This is a genomic window from Pseudoalteromonas sp. APC 3224, assembly GCF_030407535.1.
Lineage (GTDB): Bacteria > Pseudomonadota > Gammaproteobacteria > Enterobacterales > Alteromonadaceae > Pseudoalteromonas.
Map to the genome: position 1 here is coordinate 69813 of NZ_JASDDF010000021.1, position 16668 is coordinate 86480.

A 16668-nucleotide genomic window follows, 5' to 3' on the forward strand; every position below is an offset into this window, starting at 1 on the left:
ATTCGAGCTGATGTGCGTTCCCGCCTATATAAAATCTAAATACAATGCTTGGTTAATTTTTTGCTGACCGCCAAAACCTGAAGGCTACATTTTTAACTGTACTTTGCTTTAACCATTTGGATTGCGTGCGCTGCATCAAGCTACTCGCCTACACAAAACTAAAACACCGCGTTTGCATTAAACGCGGTGTTTTCTATTCTCGAACTGACAACTGGTTCGCTGTATTACAGATTAAGCGTAAACGTAACGCCGGCTACACGTGGCTCACCTAGTTGAATATAAGTTTGGCTTGTATAGCCATCTAACGGATTGTTACCAAATTCAAAACCGCGAGTTGGAACGGTTTCATCAAACACATTACGTGCCCATGCACGAACTGCCCAGCTTTCAGCCTCGTAACCAAGGCTTGCATTCACTAAGTTTGTATTTGGAGCCTGTGCATTATGGCTGTCTGAGAAGTAATAATCGTCTTTGCCTTCAACGCCTAACATTGCATATAGCTCATCAGTAACATTGTAGCGTGCACTAAATGCGTATTGATATTTAGGCGCTTGTGCTTGTTCGCGGCCATCTTGGTTTAAGCCCGATTTAGTCACAAAGTCGTTTATTTTCGTATCTAAATAGCCAGCACTACCACTAATGAGTAAATTATCAGTAAGTAAGTAGCTACCTTCAATTTCAAGGCCGTAGTTGCTGCCAGAGCTGGCATTGGCGACATAACCGGTAAATTGTTGATCTGATACTTGCCACGACTTTAATTGAATATTATCGCGGTGCATATAAAAAGCAGCTAAACGCAGAGTAAACTTGTCATCTAGCGATGAGCCTTTAACACCAAACTCACCACTCCATAAGTACTCTGGATCAAAGCTGGTATGCTGTTTGAAAAAATCAGCATCTAAGCTTAAACCTTCATCTTTTGCTTTTGCTAGCGCTTCTGAATTAATACCACCGGCTTTGTAACCGCGGGTGATACTGGTATAAATCATAGTGCGGTCAATAACTTGGTATTCAAGTGCAATTTTACCACCGAGCATAATATCATCAGTTTCTTCAATAAAGCCGTTACTATCGGTGTAATCACCTTGATATTGCTCAACTCGTAAACCAGTAATAAGCGTAGTTTTTGGGCCTATTGATGTGGCTAATTGGCCATAAGCTGCAATGTTATTAGTTTCATAGGTTGAAGCAAACGGATTGGCTAACCACGTATATTGACGCTCTAAATCCACATCACGGTTTTGATAGTAAATACCCGCAACCCAGTTACCTGCTTTACCAGTAAATTTCAGGTCGAGCGCTTGATCATCACGATCGCGGCTATAAATATCTGTTGAACTATAACCATAAGGATGTAAACCGGCGGCACATAATTGCGGCTTATTAGTATCGTTACACACCCAGTCTTCATCAAAGCTATAAAAAAGTTCTGTATCAATAGCTGAAAGGTTTAAGCTCACATCAAAGGCATCAAAACCAGTGTAAGTATTATTCAGGCCAATAGCATAACTTTGTTGATTATCTTCGCCTGGTTGATCAGCAAGGCTGTTGCGAGAATTATCAAGAGTAAATGCATCGTAACCGTTATTAATATCAATATAATGCAGGTTAAGTTCTGAATTTAAATGAGCTGTAAGCTGGCTGTTTAATTTAAAGCGTGCAACTTGCTCATCTTGATCTTGAGTGGGTTTATCTAAATAAATATTATCGACGTAGCCGTCAGACTTTCTGCGAAAGTAGCTAACGCGGGCACTGGTGTCATCTGTTAAACCTGTACTAGCAGCAAGGCCTGCTTCGTGGCTGTTATAAGTGCCGGCACCTAAATGTAACTTTAAGCTAGGGTCGCTGGTTGCACTAGCTGATTGCATTTGGATCATGCCCGCCATACCATCTGCACCAAAACGTGTACCTTGAGGACCGCGGTAAATTTCTACTTGGTCAATATCAAACAATAATGAACTACCACCTAAGCCTGAATAATTAATACCGTCAATTACTAAGCCCACAGATGGATTTATCGGGTCAACAAACTGCGAGCGTAAACCAACACCGCGAATTTGAATATAACGACCGCGAGACGCACCAGCAGCAAAGTTTACATTGGCTGCACTGGCTAACATTTCGTCTAAATACGTTGCACCACGTTGATTCATTTCATTTTCAGAAAATAAGCTGGCACTGGCGCTTAATGTTTGAATGCTTTCTTGCTGAAAGTCACCGGTAACAATGATTTTCTCTAGTTCGGTGTCATCTGCGTTAGCATATATAGGTGCTGCGAGCAGGGGTAATAACGTGGCTGTAATTAAAGACAAACGTAAGTTCATTAGGTTACTTAACTCCATTTTAGGGACTTGTATGGTAGCAATTATTTCAACACTTGTGCTATAAACGCGACAATTATACGTTAAATAATTGGGATTACTAATATGGCCTTTAAAGTAGACTTTAAGGTGCGCGACTACGAATGTGACTTACAAGGTATTGTAAATAACAGTGTTTATTTTAATTATCTTGAGCACGCTCGCCACGAGTTTTTATACGCACACGGCGTTGATTTTGCACAGCTTGCAAAAGATAAAATTAACTTAGTGGTGATGCGCAGTGAAATGGATTACAAACATTCCCTATTGCCTGGAGATGAGTTTTATGTGGCGGTAGAGCCTGTGCGTATTAGTCGTCTTAAGTTTGCATTTAAACAAACGGTAGTGCGCAAACAAGATGAAAAAGTGATGCTCAATGCCTTAGTTATTGGTACATCAGTTAATGAAAGAGGTCGTCCATTTTTACCACCACAGATAGATGACTTATTCCAAGCCGTTGCATAGTTTTAAATAGCATGAATTTTAAACAAAAATTTACATTTAAAATATGCATTTTTAACGGATAAACCTGACAAATATTGATACTATTACATTAATTAGACACTAAGTTTGTAATAACATGAAATTAGCAGCAATACCGATGCTTATAATCGGTTTATGTGTTGGTTGCGCATCAACAGGGACAGTTACCACTGAGCAGCTAAAATATACACAATGGCAATTATCAAAGGTTGATGATTTGGCCATTCCCGCGTCCTTTAAAGCATCAATGAGCTTTATCGATGCGCTACAAATAAACGGCTTTACCGGATGTAATAAGTTCTTTGGTGAAGGCTCACTTGAAGACAGTAGCCTGAGCGTAAGCAAATTAGGTATGACACGTAAATCATGTGGCCCTGAACTGGATGAGTTTGAACAACAGTTTTTACAGGCTCTGCAGCAAGGTGCAGTGCTTAACATGCAAGACCAAACATTGGTAATGCAAGCTGAACAAAAATTTGTGTTTATCCCAAAATAATTTTTGAGTTTTGAAAAACAGCCCCTTGCAGGGAATTTTCAACTGGCGTACACTCGTCGCAGATTTGATCAAAACATTATCAAATCAACGAACAATTCAAATACTTGTCGGAGTGCCTAAGTTTTATTTAGGCTGAGATCGCGAAAGCGGGATCCGTGAACCTGATCAGGTTAATACCTGCGTAGGGAACAAGCTGCCTAACTAGGACGCTTGTGCGTCTTTTTTATGCGCACAAAAAAGCAACCTCCGTCTTAGGCCGCAAAGTCGCATAAAGCTACTTTACGATCTTTCTCTATTCCTCAGCGGAATATCTGACAAGACAACCCTTTAGCAATGAGGTAAGTCATGTCAAATACAACAAATAAAGCCACCCGTCGCGAAACTCGTGCGGCCGCATCAGATTATATTTATAACTTAACCGGTCAGCCGTTTCCAAGCTCCCATAAAGTATACGTTGCAGGTAGCCAGCAAGGCGTACGTGTGGGTATGCGTGAAATCACATTGAGCGATACTTTTATTGGTGGTGATGAACAAAACCCAGTGTATGAGTCAAATGCACCACTGCGTGTTTACGATACATCAGGCCCGTATACCGATCCTGAATTTAAATTGGATGTGCGCAAGGGACTTAATAAATACCGTGAACAATGGATTGAGAGCCGTAATGATACCGAAGTACTCGAGTCGGTAACCTCACAGTTCGCACAGCAGCGTATGGCTGATGATGGGCTAGATCATATTCGCTTTGAACACCTTCCAAAAATACGCCGTGCAAAAGCAGGTAAAAATGTCACCCAAATGCATTATGCCCGCCAAGGGATAGTCACCCCAGAAATGGAATATGTAGCGATACGTGAAAACATGGGGCGTGCGCAAATACGTGAAGAGTTACTAGCTGCGCAGCATAAAGGGGAGTCGTTTGGCGCGAGTATCCCTGAGTTTATTACTCCTGAATTTGTGCGTGATGAAATTGCTCGTGGACGCGCTATTTTACCTAACAATATTAATCACCCAGAAACCGAGCCTATGATTGTTGGTCGTAACTTTTTAGTTAAAGTTAACGCCAATATAGGTAATTCATCAGTGGGTTCATCTATCGAAGAAGAAGTTGAAAAAATGGTGTGGTCAACCCGTTGGGGTGCCGACACCGTAATGGATTTATCAACAGGGCGTTACATTCACGAAACCCGTGAATGGCTGGTACGTAATTCGCCAGTCCCTATTGGTACTGTTCCAATTTACCAAGCACTTGAAAAAGTCAACGGCGTAGCAGAAGACCTAACCTGGGAAATATTTCGCGATACTCTGATTGAACAAGCAGAACAAGGCGTTGATTACTTTACCATTCATGCTGGTGTGCTATTGCGTTATGTGCCAATGACGGCAAAACGCGTAACCGGTATTGTGTCACGTGGTGGCTCAATTATGGCTAAATGGTGTTTAGCGCACCACAAAGAAAACTTCTTATACACTCACTTTGAAGATATTTGTGAAATTTTAAAACAATACGATGTGTGTTTTTCACTCGGTGATGGTTTACGTCCGGGTTCTATTGCCGATGCGAACGACGAAGCACAATTTAGTGAGCTACGTACCTTAGGGGAACTGACAAAAATAGCTTGGAAGCATGATGTACAAGTGTTTATTGAAGGCCCAGGACACGTGCCTATGCATATGATCAAAGCCAATATGGATGAGCAGCTTAAACATTGCGATGAAGCGCCATTTTATACCTTAGGCCCACTGACCACAGATATTGCCCCAGGGTATGATCATATTACCTCGGGTATTGGTGCAGCGCAGATTGCTTGGTATGGCTGTGCGATGTTGTGTTACGTAACACCTAAAGAGCATTTAGGTTTGCCAAATAAAGAAGACGTTAAAGAAGGCCTTATTACCTACAAAATTGCCGCTCATGCCGCCGATTTAGCGAAAGGTCACCCAGGCGCACAAGAGCGAGATAACGCGCTATCAAAAGCGCGCTTTGAATTTAGGTGGCATGACCAATTTAATATTGGTTTAGACCCGGTTCGCGCCCGTGAATATCATGATGAAACATTACCGCAAGAATCAGGCAAAGTTGCGCATTTTTGTTCTATGTGTGGCCCTAAATTTTGTTCCATGAAAATAACCCAAGAAGTACGCGACTACGCCAAAGATCTAGAAGCGCGCGGTATTGATCCTAATAACGTGGGTGATGCCATTGAAATCAAAATGGTTGATGTTGAGGCCGAGATGAAAGCCAAATCTGAAGAGTTTAAGCAAACAGGCTCAGAGATTTACCATAAAGCGCTGTAGCACAGCTTTCAGTTATTAGCTGTCAGCTATCAGCGATAAAGTAAGCAGCGTAGAGGCAAGAGTTGCTTTACTGACAGCTGAAAGCTGGTGGCTATGAGCTACATTTAGGAGTGTTTATGTTTTATGACATTGCTGTGGTGGGCTTTGGTTTAGCCGGGCGGTTGGCCGCGCTTGAGTTAAGTAAGCAACATCGTGTGACCGTATTTGAAGCCGATGATGAACATACTCAGAACAGTGCCGGTAAAGTGGCAGCAGCGATGCTAGCCCCCCTAGCTGAGTCTGTTATGTGCGAACGTGAATTGGCTTTAATGGGACTGGATTCTATTACTCGCTGGCCTGCTATTTTAGAACAACTAAATAGCGAGGTATTTTTTCAACAGCAAGGTACCCTAGTGGTTGCTCATCCGCAGGATAAAGGCGACTTACAAAGCTTTGCACAGCGAATCAAGCCGTTACTAAATTTTAGTGCTCAAGCAATTAATGCACAGCAAATTGAGCAACTAGAACCTGAACTGGCTGGTCGATTTAGCCAAGGCCTATTTTTGCCCGGTGAAGCGCAGATAGATAATCAAGCCTTTTACAAAGCCAGTTTTAGGTTGCTAAATAAGCGCAAAGTAAAGTTTGTATTTAATCAGCGCGCCAGCATCTTTGATAACAAAGTGAATAATCGAGAGTTTGAGTACATTATTGATTGTCGAGGGCTTGGAGCCAAACAAGATCAGCCCCTTCGAGGCGTGCGCGGGGAAGTGGCAAGACTCTATGCACCCGAGGTTAATTTATCTCGGCCAGTGAGGTTAATGCATCCGCGTTATCCTATTTATATAGCACCTAAGCCGAATCATGAATATGTGATTGGTGCCACCGAAATTGAGTCTCAAGATAACGGGGCGGCAACGGTGCGTTCAACGTTGGAGTTACTTTCAGCCGCTTATACAGTGCACAGCGGTTTTGCCGAGGCTCGACTGTTAAATATTCAAACCGGGCTTCGCCCTGCGTTTAGCGATAACTGCCCACAAGTTACACAACTGGGGCAGGTAATTAGTATTAATGGATTATACCGCCATGGCTACATGCTCGCGCCGAGTTTAGTTGCTGATGCTGTTGCCAGAATAGAGTGAGGAATGATGGATATAATAATTAATGGTAAAGCGCTCACCCTAACAAGTAGCGAACTAAAACAGTGTTTAATTGAGTATGGTGCTAAAGCACCGTTTGCAGTAGCCATTAATGGCCAGTTTGTACCTCAAGAGCAACATGCTAACTACACACTTAATGATGGTGATTGCATTGATGTGTTATCTCCGATTCAAGGAGGGTAACCATTATGTTACCTCCCGATAATGTCACTATTTATGGCGAGCAATTTTCAAGTAGATTACTGATTGGCTCTGCGCTTTACCCATCTCCCGCGACGATGACTAAAGCAATTAATGCTTCAGGAGCGGATATTGTTACTGTGTCTTTACGTCGCCAGCAAAGCGCAGCTGCAGGAGATGATTTTTGGCAACTTATAAAGAATACAGGGCTCAAAATTTTACCTAACACAGCAGGATGCCACAGTGTTAAAGAGGCCATTAATTTAGCTAAAATGTGTCGAGAAGTATTTGCTACCGATTGGATAAAGCTGGAATTAATTGGCGATGACTATAACTTACAGCCAGATCCTTTTGCTCTGCTTGAAGCCACTGAGATTTTAATTAAAGATGGGTTTAAAGTACTGCCTTACTGCACCGATGACTTAGTGCTTTGCCAACGTTTAGATGAATTAGGCTGCGAGGTGCTAATGCCATGGGGCGCGCCAATTGGTACCGGTAAGGGATTATTAAATAGTTATAACTTAAAGGCGATACGGGAGCGTTTACCTAACAGCACATTAATTGTTGATGCTGGGTTAGGTTTACCATCGCATGCCTGCCAAGCCTTAGAATTAGGGTATGATGCGGTATTATTAAATTCAGCCATAGCGGGTGCGGGTTGCCCTATTACCATGGGACTTGCATTTAAAGCAGCTGTTGAAGCAGGGCGCTTTGCTTATAACGCCAAAGCAATGCCAGAAAAAGACGTTGCGGCCCCATCAACCCCCACAATGGGTATGCCATTTTGGCATCAAACGTAAAAAATTAGGAAGTAGGTCATTATGAACAATGTAGTATGGACGATTGCGGGCTCAGACTCCGGCGGTGGCGCAGGTATTCAAGCTGATATTAAAGCAATGCAAAGCTTTGGTGTGCACGGTTGTACTGCGATTACCGCACTAACAGCACAAAATAGTTTAGGTGTTGAGGCGATTAATGCTGTCTCGACTGATGTGATTGAGTCGCAGTTATTGGCACTCGAAAAAGACATGAAAGCCAAAGTAATTAAAATTGGTATGCTAGCTAACGTGCAGCAAATTCAATTGATCAGTGAGCATATTAGCCATTACAAAGCGAAGTGGCCAACCCCGCCGGTGATTGTGTACGATCCTGTGGCTATTGCCTCAAGCGGTGACTTACTAACAGAAGAAGACACTGTAAGCGCGATTAAAGAATGCCTATTACCGCTGGTGGATGTAATTACCCCTAATACCCATGAAACACAGTTATTAACAGGTGTGTATTTAATTGGCCCCGCAGCAATTAAAGAAGCAGCAAGCAAACTAATGGCATGGGGTGCCAAAGCGGTGGTTATAAAAGGTGGGCATTGGGATTACCCAAGTGGTTACTGTATTGATTACTGCTCACAAGGTAATGAAGAGTACTGGTTGGGTAATGAAAAAATTCAGGTTCCGCACAATCATGGCACTGGCTGTAGTATGGCGTCTGTTATTGCTGCATGCCTTGCAAAGGACTACCCGTTAAAAGATGCGTTTATTTTAGCTAAAGCCTATATAAACCAAGGTTTAAAGCAATCAGTTCGCTATGGCGAGGGGATAGGGCCGGTTGCACAAACGTCGTTTCCGACTGACCTAGCGCATTACCCTCAAGTGATTGAAGCGGGTAGTTGGTTGGGTGATGAGCTAGATTTTGATGTACCGCTTGATTTTAATATGGCAGCTGACTTTGCTGCGTGTGAAAGCAAAGCGCTTGGCGCTTATGCGGTAGTCGATAGCGTAGAGTGGCTAGAAAAATGCCTACAAAATGGCATTAAAACAGCGCAATTAAGAGTTAAAGATAAAAGCGAAGATAAGCTTGAACAACTAGTCGCAAGCGCGGTCGCTTTGGGTCAGCAATACAATGCGCATGTGTTTATTAATGATTACTGGCAGCTGGCAATTAAACATGGCGCCTATGGTGTGCATTTAGGACAAGAAGACTTAGAGAGCGCAAATTTAGCGGCTATAAAAGAAGCAGGCCTGCGACTTGGACTTTCTACCCATGGCTTTTATGAAATGCTTCGGGCGCATAATTACCGCCCAAGCTACATGGCCTTTGGCGCGATTTATCCTACCACCACCAAAGACATGACAGGGCAAATTCAAGGGCTTGAAAAACTAACTCGGTTTGTGCCATTAATGCAAAGCTATCCTACAGTGGCTATTGGCGGAATTGATTTAGACAGAGCGCAAGAGGTTGCTAAAACGGGCGTGGGCAGTGTAGCTGTGGTACGTGCTATTACCGAGGCTGATGATTATGTAGAGGCAATCAATACCTTAAAATCGGTGATAAATGAGAATGCCTGCTAACATGCAAGCGCAGCAACTCAGCGACAAAGAAACTCTACGTTATAGCCGCCACTTATTATTAAAAGAGGTGGGGCTTGAGGGGCAGTTAATACTTAAAGCGGCAACCGTTGCTGTGGTAGGTGCAGGTGGACTAGGAAGTCCTGCGCTACTTTATTTAGCAGCTGCTGGTATTGGCACACTAATATTAATTGATGACGATACCGTTGAACTCTCTAATTTACAGCGGCAAATACTGTATAAAGTGAATCACTTAGGGCAGCAAAAAGTAAATGCAGCAGGGAAGGTGCTTGCGAGCCTTAACAATCAAATAAACATAGTGACTCACTCGCAAAAGTTGAGCGATGCTAACAGTGATGCACTATTCAGTAACGCCGATATCGTACTTGATTGCTCTGATAACTTTGCGACTCGTTACACAGTCAATCGTTTTTGCGTAAACAACAAAACACCACTAATTTCTGCAGCAGCGCTAGCAACCCAAGGGCAATTAATGGGCTTTGACTTTAGGCAAACAGATAGCCCTTGCTATGGCTGCGTATTTCCACAAAATGATGCTAACCCTGTTGTTAATTGCGACAATGCGGGCGTTATTAGTCCCTTACTTGGTGTAATTGGCTCTATGCAGGCACAGCTAACTCTTAATATGCTGTTAGGCCATTTTGGTGGGAGTGTGTTTATAACCTTTGACGCATTAAGCTTAAAGCAACAGCATTTTAAAGTAGTTAAAGATTTAAACTGTAAAGAGTGTGATGGGAAGTAAAAACTTTTACTTGCTCGCTTTTAATCTTTGGTGTCTTCTCATTTACTCCACTTTTTTCTCTTTGTGCAATAAAGTCTTAGGGAAGTTATACACAAAGAGGTTAAGAGGCCGCTACGCTTTAGAGAAACGTTATGAATATGTTCGTAACAGCAATCCCCACACCTACAGAAATTAAAAAACCGCGTTTAAATAACGCGGTTTTTTATTTCTAATTAACGATTTGTTTAATCATCAATTTTTGCAAACGCAGTGCCTAAACGAGTTACCGTTTCAGGGCGTTGATCATCAAAAATATCGGCTTTATCTGCACCCCATGCAAGCACAACTGTTGAGCCTAATTTAAAGCGGCCCATTTCTTCCCCTTTCTTAAGGGTGATCGCGTTTTCGCCTTTAGTTGGGTAGTTCCAGCTAAACACATCGCTGCCAGCTGGTGGAGTGACTGTGCCAGCCCAAATAGTTTCTATGCTAGCAACAATGGTTGCGCCTACAAGGACCATAGCAAGCGGGCCAATTTCAGTTTCAAAAATTGCTACTACACGCTCGTTACGGGCAAATAAATTCGGTACGTTTTGCGCGGTAAGTGGATTTACCGAAAATAAATCGCCCGGTACATAAATCATTTTGCTTAGCGTGCCATCAATTGGCATGTGAATACGGTGGTAATCTTTTGGTGCCAAGTAAATAGTTGCAAATTTACCACCTAAAAACGGTGTTGTGTCGTCTTGTGAGCCACCTAACAACGCTTGTAAGCTGTAATCATGGCCTTTAGCTTGGATTAGTTGGCCGTCAACAATATCGCCAAGCTGGCTGATTGCGCCGTCAACAGGGTGAATAATAATATCGTCATCTTCAACCATAGGACGAGCACCGTCTTTTAACGGGCGGGTAAAAAATTCATTAAAGGTTTTATAGTGAGCAGGGTCAGAATATTTAGCCTCACTCATATTTATTTTGTATTGTTTAATAAATAATTTAATTAATGTTGTTGTTAATGCGCCCGCTTTTGCAGCTGCAAGCTTACCTACTACACGAGAAATAAAGTGCTTTGGCATAGCATATTGCATGGCGATTTTAAATTTATCTAAACTCACAGATTTTTCCCTAATTATACGCGAGGCGCACGCGCGCCGGCACGGCCATCGGCCATGGTTTCTAAAATACGGTGATAGCTTTCAAAGCGTAACTTTGAGATATCTCCATCAGCGACTGCTTGCTGAATTATACAGCCTGGATCGTTTAAGTGTTTACAGTCTCTAAAACGGCATCCACCTATAAACTCTCTAAATTCTTTAAAGCACCAAGTGACTCGTTCAACATCTAAATGCCATAAACCAAACTCACGAATACCCGGTGAATCAATTAAGTTACCGCCACTTGGTAAATGATGCAGACGCGATACTGTTGTGGTGTGCTGGCCTAGACCGCTGTTTTCAGACACTTCTTTAGTCAAAATTTCAGCATCCGGCAGCACAGTGTTTACTAAGGTAGATTTACCCACACCACTTTGGCCAACAAAAATATTGTTTTTGCCTACAAGTACTTCTTTTAATTCATTAATGCCTTCGCCGGTTATATTACTAACTAGCAGTACCTGGTAATTAAGTTTACGGTAAATATCGAGTATTTGTTGTATTTCGTTTAAACCAGTTTCATCAATTAAATCAATTTTATTAAGTACTAAAATCGGCTCAATGCCCATGTCTTCGCAGGCAATTAAATAGCGGTCGATAATGCTTGGTGTAAACTCTGGCAGTACCGCTGAAACCATTAAAATTTGATCTATATTAGCGGCAATAACTTTTACACCGTCGTAAAAATCAGGGCGCGTTAACTGTGAACGACGTTCTTGAGTTGCTTCAATAACACCTGCTAAATCGCCTTCACTTACTTTTGCACGACGAAATAATACCTCATCGCCACATACTAAATTTGATACGGTACGGCGAATATTACAGCGAAGAACATCGCCATTTTGGGTTTCTACGTCGGCATGTTGCCCAAAGCGGCTAATAACAATCGCATTTTCCACTTGACCTAAATTATCTGTTTGCCACTCTTGCGCGCCGACTTTTGCCGGTTTTTTATCGGCATTCGATAAACGCTTTTGATGATTGGCCTTGATCCTACGGGATTGGCCTTTACTTAATTTTTTCTGTTTTGCCACTTGAGGCCTATAACCTGAGTTAAATGCCGAGTTTGCCAAAAAAAGCTTTAGCTCGACGGTTGATGCTAATATGATATATCGAAATGCGTTGGATCTAAAGAAAAGCACCGTTTAAGGTAATTATGACTATTAATAAATCAAATTTAATTTGGCTCGATCTGGAAATGACCGGACTTGAACCAGAGACTGACAAAATACTTGAAATTGCAACTGTTGTCACTGACGCTGATCTGAATATATTAGCCGAAGGGCCAACGATTGCCATTCATCAAAGTGATGAACTACTGGATGGCATGGATGAGTGGTGTACAACTCAGCATGGCAAATCTGGATTAACGGCTCGCTGTAAGGCAAGCACGTTTGATGAAGCTTATGCCGTGGAACAAACCCTCGCGTTTTTAAAGCAATGGGTGCCAGCAGGGGCTTCACCTATGTGTGGTAACTCGATAGGCCAAGACCGCCGCTTTATGAATAAGTATATGCGCGAGCTTGAAGACTTTTTTCATTACCGTAATTTAGATGTCAGTACCATTAAAGAACTTGCTCGTCGTTGGAAACCAGATGTGTTGGCTCAAGTGAATAAAAAAGGGTCGCATTTAGCGTTAGACGACATTAAAGATTCGATTATGGAATTAAAGGTTTACCGAGAAAAGTTTTTTAATTTATAAAAAATACTTGCAAAGCCCCCTAATTATTGTAGAATCCTGCCCCGCTCAAGACGATAACCCCCGCGGGGTTAGTTTGTTTGGGCTTTGACTTTTTGAATGCGGCACTAGCTCAGTTGCCAGAATGTTGAACGCGACCCGTCGCGCACCAACGGACAAATTACTGACTATTTTGAATGCGGCACTAGCTCAGTTGGTAGAGCGCGACCTTGCCAAGGTCGAGGTCACGAGTTCGAGCCTCGTGTGCCGCTCCAATTTCTCACCAAAAGAAATTGTAGTAAAATTAGAATACGATATTAAATGCGGTACTAGCTCAGTTGGTAGAGCGCGACCTTGCCAAGGTCGAGGTCACGAGTTCGAGCCTCGTGTACCGCTCCAATCTTATTTACTTTCCAGATATTCATTCTCAAATAGCAAACAATGACCCATACGCGAATCACTATAAATTTAATTTATGTAACTTTTTTAAAGTGTTCAATGTGTGAGAGTGACCTATGTTGTAAAACCTAAAACCTAAAACCTAAAACCTAAAACCTAAAACGCTTCGCCTTGCAAAGTTGCAATAATACGCCTTGAACCACCATGATCACGGTGCTCACCTAAGTATATTCCTTGCCAAGTTCCCAGTGCTAACTGACCATGGCTAATAGGTATAGTTAATTCGCAACCTAAGGTACTGGTTTTTATATGGGCAGGCATATCATCATCGCCCTCATAGTCATGACGATAATAAGGCTGGCGCTCTGGAACAAATTGATTAAAGTGGCTTTCCATATCCATACGCACGGTAGGATCGGCATTTTCATTAATGGTTAAGCTGGCTGAGGTGTGTTGAATAAATAAGTGTAATAAACCAACTTTAAATTGGCTTATTTGTGGGAGTTGATTGAGTATGTCGTTATCAATTAAATGAAAGCCCCGCGAGCGAGGCTTTAATGTAATTGTGGTTTGCGACCAGCTCATAGCTTATCAAAACTCACTTCAATATTGGCATTACCTGCGTCACTGGTAAACGGCATAAGAATTTTTTTACCGTCACTTTTGTGAGTAATAGTGTGGTTTTTACCAGACACAACAATGGGTGTTGCCATGGCAAAATCATAGCCTTTTTCACCTAATAAATTCTTAGCACCACCGGTAACCATATTAGTTATTTCACCGACCATGTCGGTTACTTCTTCATTTATGTCGTCTGGTCGTTCGCCTAACATTCGTTCCATAATGGTCAGCGCTAAACCTTCGTCGAAGGTAATTGAAAATGAACCGCGAGTTTGAGGGCCAACCATACCAATTAATCCCGATACATCACCACAGGCTATCTCATCGGTTTTAATGCGTGGCTTGCCTGGTTTTAACTGAGTTTGAGCCATAGTGCTCAATACATTCATCAAAGAAGCTAAAAAGGGATTAATGAACTCTACATTCATATTAGATGTCCTTAAATTGGTACTGATAAAGGTTATACGTAAAGTATAGCTATAGTCGCTTATCTATGCTCGGCAAGAGTCACATTTACCATGTGCTTCTATTGTTTGTCCGGAAACTACAAAGCCACTTTCGGCTGCTAAGTTATTGAGCTCATGTGAAATTACTGTTGAGTGCAGCTCTTTAACAAAACCGCAGCTATCACAAATTAATAGCTGAACAGGATGAATATGATCAAAATGATGACACAGCATAAATGCATTGGTGCTTTCAATTTTATGAATAAAACCGAGTTCGGCTAAAAAGTCTAAAGCACGATAAATCGTTGCAGGTTTAGCGCCTGTTTCAGTGACTTTTAATTGTTCAAGTAAATCGTATGCACCCACACCACCTTGAGCACTGGCCAATAAACGAAATACCTTCTCGCGAATTGGTGTGAATCGCGCACCACGGTTGTCGCACACTTGTTTTGCTTTACTTACGAGTGATTCTATATTCATCTTCTCTCATCCTTACGCTGCCGTGATATACTAACATACTGTATTGTAGTTGCAGCGTTTTATTAACCGATTTAATGAAAAGGTACTCATTAATGCATGAACTATTGGCTATATTTATTTTCTTTTTTGCGGTTATTGATCCAATTGGCACAATCCCGGTTTTTATCGCCGTAACTCGTGGAGATGACGACAAGTTTAAGCGTAAAGTGATTTTTAAGGCCGTGGGTGTGTCTGCTTTAGTACTGTTATTTTTTGTAGTTGCTGGCGAGCAATTACTGAATGTGATTGAGATTCCGCTCTCGGCATTTCAAATAGCAGGTGGTTTAATTTTATTAATTTTTGCACTCTCCATGACCTTTGGTGAAAGTAAGCCTGAAGCTGAAATTAAAAGTGTTAGAGATAGTACTGAAACCGCTATTTTTCCGCTCGCTATCCCATCAATAGCGAGTCCCGGTGCCATGTTAGGTGCGGTATTAATGACGCGCAATGAGGAGTATACCTGGGTTGAGCAAATGATTACCTCATCAATGATGTTAGCTGTTTTAGTGGTGGTACTGATTTTGTTATTACTTGCTACGCATGTACATAAAATAATAGGTGATAGTGGGGCGAGTATTATTAGTCGAATTATGGGGTTAATTTTAAGCTCAGTCGCAGTAACTAATATTTTAAACGGTATTGCGCAATACTTTGGCTTGCAAGTGTTTGCTTAATATTGCTGCGCATAGGGCTTTTGTGTAAAATGCAGCGCCGTTTAAGCTGTGCTTAAATTATAAATTTTTGAGGATCACATTTTGGATAAACGTACTTTAAATCGACGCTTTTCTGTTGCCCCTATGCTCGATTGGACTGATAAGTGAGAATTTAAAGGGTTTAAATAGCGCAAGGGTGACCATTGGGGGCCTTGATATATTAAGGGTGACGGGTTTCAGTCCCCCCAGAATATTATCTATTTAAGTAGTTTTTATTTTTGAGTTGGACTTATTTTACCCGATTTAACTCTATCTAATTGTTTGAAGATACGCTTCAGCTCTTTTTTTGTTTGTAGGGATTCAAAGCTATCTCTTTCGATGGTCCACTTTAGTGCTAGTAGGCTAAAATCAGAATACAGAGAAATATTTTTCTTTTGTCGCTCCCTGATAAATGGCCTCAAGTGGAGGCTAAGGTCAATAACAGAAGATTTATGTGAAGAGTATAAAAATGCTTCATCATATAACTTATGTCTAATAGCATTAGCTGCTTGTTCCCAAGTATTTAAAACATACCGTATAGACATAACCCTAGAGTCATTAGAGTTCTCAGGCTTTGCAAGTTCCAGTAGTGTTTGTTTTCTTTCAAGGCTATGTATTATTCCCCCTAACACAACCACATGATCTAAATAATCTTTATCATCCTTAAGCTTTTGTTGAAAATCTAGCGTATTTTTTTCTTTAGCTGTTTGACGTTGGTAAAACATCCCTGCTAATGCGGCCGATAGACCCAATGTAGCTGAGAGCAAAACAGCTCCGCTTGGAAAAAGTTTAGGGTCCATTTTTGATATAAAGTAAATTCCAACAATAGGAACCAATACAAACCAAAGAATAAAAATACTTTTCATTGAATTACGCTTACTCACTTATTCATCCCTTAAAACAAGAAAAGAGCCATTTAGGCTCTTTTCTTTAAAACTCGTGACGGACTATATTGGCCAATCTTCTTCATTGAATGTATTCATATAACATCTCCATGTGTGGAAAAACTGGCAAGTTAGCTTTTTTGCCAATCGGTACGTAAATATACAAATATATATTTGTTTAAATGTTTACCGTGTAAATAAATATAACTGACCGTTGCAACAGTTACAAGAAGATATC

The 16668-nt window shown here is 41.5% G+C and carries 17 protein-coding genes, 2 tRNA genes and 1 riboswitch; of the genes, 12 read left to right on the plus strand and 7 right to left on the minus strand.

The window, feature by feature from the left end; translation table 11 throughout:
* Window positions 1–224: 224 nt before the first annotated feature.
* Entirely contained in the window at window positions 225–2324 is a 2100-nt protein-coding gene (locus QL989_RS11125; RefSeq protein ID WP_178954792.1) for a TonB-dependent receptor, read from the minus strand.
* Window positions 2325–2426: 102 nt separating this feature from the next.
* Here QL989_RS11125 and QL989_RS11130 point away from each other — a divergent pair, with 102 nt between their 5' ends.
* From QL989_RS11130 to QL989_RS11165, 8 genes are all read left to right on the plus strand, one after another.
* Entirely contained in the window at window positions 2427–2825 is a 399-nt protein-coding gene (locus tag QL989_RS11130; protein WP_131690427.1) for an acyl-CoA thioesterase, read from the plus strand.
* Between the two features lie 115 nt (window positions 2826–2940).
* The gene (locus QL989_RS11135) at window positions 2941–3339 is read left to right on the plus strand and encodes an META domain-containing protein (protein WP_283235058.1); all 399 of its coding nucleotides are present in this window, start codon (window positions 2941–2943) and stop codon (window positions 3337–3339) included.
* Between the two features lie 98 nt (window positions 3340–3437).
* Window positions 3438–3544, plus strand: a riboswitch (TPP riboswitch).
* A 140-nt stretch (window positions 3545–3684) separates the two neighbouring features.
* Window positions 3685–5637, plus strand: coding sequence for a phosphomethylpyrimidine synthase ThiC (thiC, locus tag QL989_RS11140; protein WP_008115478.1), 1953 nt, complete (start codon window positions 3685–3687; stop codon window positions 5635–5637).
* Window positions 5638–5753: 116 nt separating this feature from the next.
* Window positions 5754–6755: an FAD-dependent oxidoreductase gene (locus QL989_RS11145; RefSeq protein ID WP_290170542.1), complete on the plus strand. Its 1002-nt coding sequence runs from the start codon at window positions 5754–5756 to the stop codon at window positions 6753–6755.
* Between the two features lie 6 nt (window positions 6756–6761).
* Window positions 6762–6956, plus strand: a complete 195-nt coding sequence (thiS, locus tag QL989_RS11150) for a sulfur carrier protein ThiS (RefSeq protein ID WP_036932961.1) — start codon at window positions 6762–6764, stop codon at window positions 6954–6956.
* Between the two features lie 5 nt (window positions 6957–6961).
* Complete coding sequence (locus tag QL989_RS11155) at window positions 6962–7753, plus strand: thiazole synthase (RefSeq protein WP_290170544.1); 792 nt, start codon at window positions 6962–6964, stop codon at window positions 7751–7753.
* A gap of 21 nt (window positions 7754–7774) precedes the next feature.
* Window positions 7775–9301 carry a thiamine phosphate synthase gene (thiE, locus tag QL989_RS11160; protein WP_290170545.1) on the plus strand — a complete coding sequence of 509 codons (1527 nt, stop codon included), beginning with the start codon at window positions 7775–7777 and terminating at the stop codon, window positions 9299–9301.
* Entirely contained in the window at window positions 9285–10061 is a 777-nt protein-coding gene (locus QL989_RS11165; protein WP_290170546.1) for a HesA/MoeB/ThiF family protein, read from the plus strand. The genes thiE and QL989_RS11165 overlap by 17 nt, the downstream gene beginning before the upstream one ends.
* A gap of 224 nt (window positions 10062–10285) precedes the next feature.
* Here the strand turns inward: QL989_RS11165 and asd are convergent, their stop codons facing one another.
* Together asd and rsgA are read right to left on the minus strand one after the other, a co-directional pair.
* Complete coding sequence (gene asd / locus QL989_RS11170) at window positions 10286–11152, minus strand: archaetidylserine decarboxylase (RefSeq protein ID WP_033104269.1); 867 nt, start codon at window positions 11150–11152, stop codon at window positions 10286–10288.
* A 14-nt stretch (window positions 11153–11166) separates the two neighbouring features.
* On the minus strand, window positions 11167–12225 hold the full coding sequence (gene rsgA, locus QL989_RS11175) for a small ribosomal subunit biogenesis GTPase RsgA (RefSeq protein ID WP_055012291.1): 1059 nt from the start codon (window positions 12223–12225) through the stop codon (window positions 11167–11169).
* 122 nt (window positions 12226–12347) lie between these two features.
* Between rsgA and orn the strand changes: the two genes are divergently transcribed.
* The 3 genes from orn (at window position 12348) to QL989_RS11190 (ending at window position 13268) form a co-directional block, all read left to right on the plus strand.
* Entirely contained in the window at window positions 12348–12893 is a 546-nt protein-coding gene (orn, locus tag QL989_RS11180) for an oligoribonuclease (RefSeq protein WP_008115490.1), read from the plus strand.
* A gap of 175 nt (window positions 12894–13068) precedes the next feature.
* Window positions 13069–13144 (plus strand) — tRNA-Gly (locus tag QL989_RS11185).
* A gap of 48 nt (window positions 13145–13192) precedes the next feature.
* Window positions 13193–13268 (plus strand) — tRNA-Gly (locus tag QL989_RS11190).
* A 156-nt stretch (window positions 13269–13424) separates the two neighbouring features.
* Here the strand turns inward: QL989_RS11190 and QL989_RS11195 are convergent.
* The 3 genes from QL989_RS11195 to QL989_RS11205 all read right to left on the minus strand — a co-directional run bounded on the left by QL989_RS11195 (window position 13425) and on the right by QL989_RS11205 (window position 14815).
* Window positions 13425–13853: a secondary thiamine-phosphate synthase enzyme YjbQ gene (locus tag QL989_RS11195; RefSeq protein ID WP_290170549.1), complete on the minus strand. Its 429-nt coding sequence runs from the start codon at window positions 13851–13853 to the stop codon at window positions 13425–13427.
* Window positions 13850–14317, minus strand: a complete 468-nt coding sequence (locus tag QL989_RS11200) for a chemotaxis protein CheX (protein WP_010390540.1) — start codon at window positions 14315–14317, stop codon at window positions 13850–13852. The genes QL989_RS11195 and QL989_RS11200 overlap by 4 nt, the downstream gene beginning before the upstream one ends.
* A gap of 63 nt (window positions 14318–14380) precedes the next feature.
* The gene (locus tag QL989_RS11205) at window positions 14381–14815 is read right to left on the minus strand and encodes a transcriptional repressor (RefSeq protein WP_008115496.1); all 435 of its coding nucleotides are present in this window, start codon (window positions 14813–14815) and stop codon (window positions 14381–14383) included.
* A gap of 92 nt (window positions 14816–14907) precedes the next feature.
* Between QL989_RS11205 and QL989_RS11210 the strand changes: the two genes are divergently transcribed.
* Window positions 14908–15528 (plus strand): MarC family protein, encoded by a 621-nt coding sequence (locus QL989_RS11210; protein ID WP_008115498.1) that lies wholly within the window; start codon window positions 14908–14910, stop codon window positions 15526–15528.
* 251 nt (window positions 15529–15779) lie between these two features.
* On the opposite strand, the gene QL989_RS11215 is transcribed toward QL989_RS11210, so the two are convergent.
* The gene (locus tag QL989_RS11215) at window positions 15780–16430 is read right to left on the minus strand and encodes a DUF4760 domain-containing protein (RefSeq protein WP_290170550.1); all 651 of its coding nucleotides are present in this window, start codon (window positions 16428–16430) and stop codon (window positions 15780–15782) included.
* Window positions 16431–16668 lie beyond the last annotated feature (238 nt).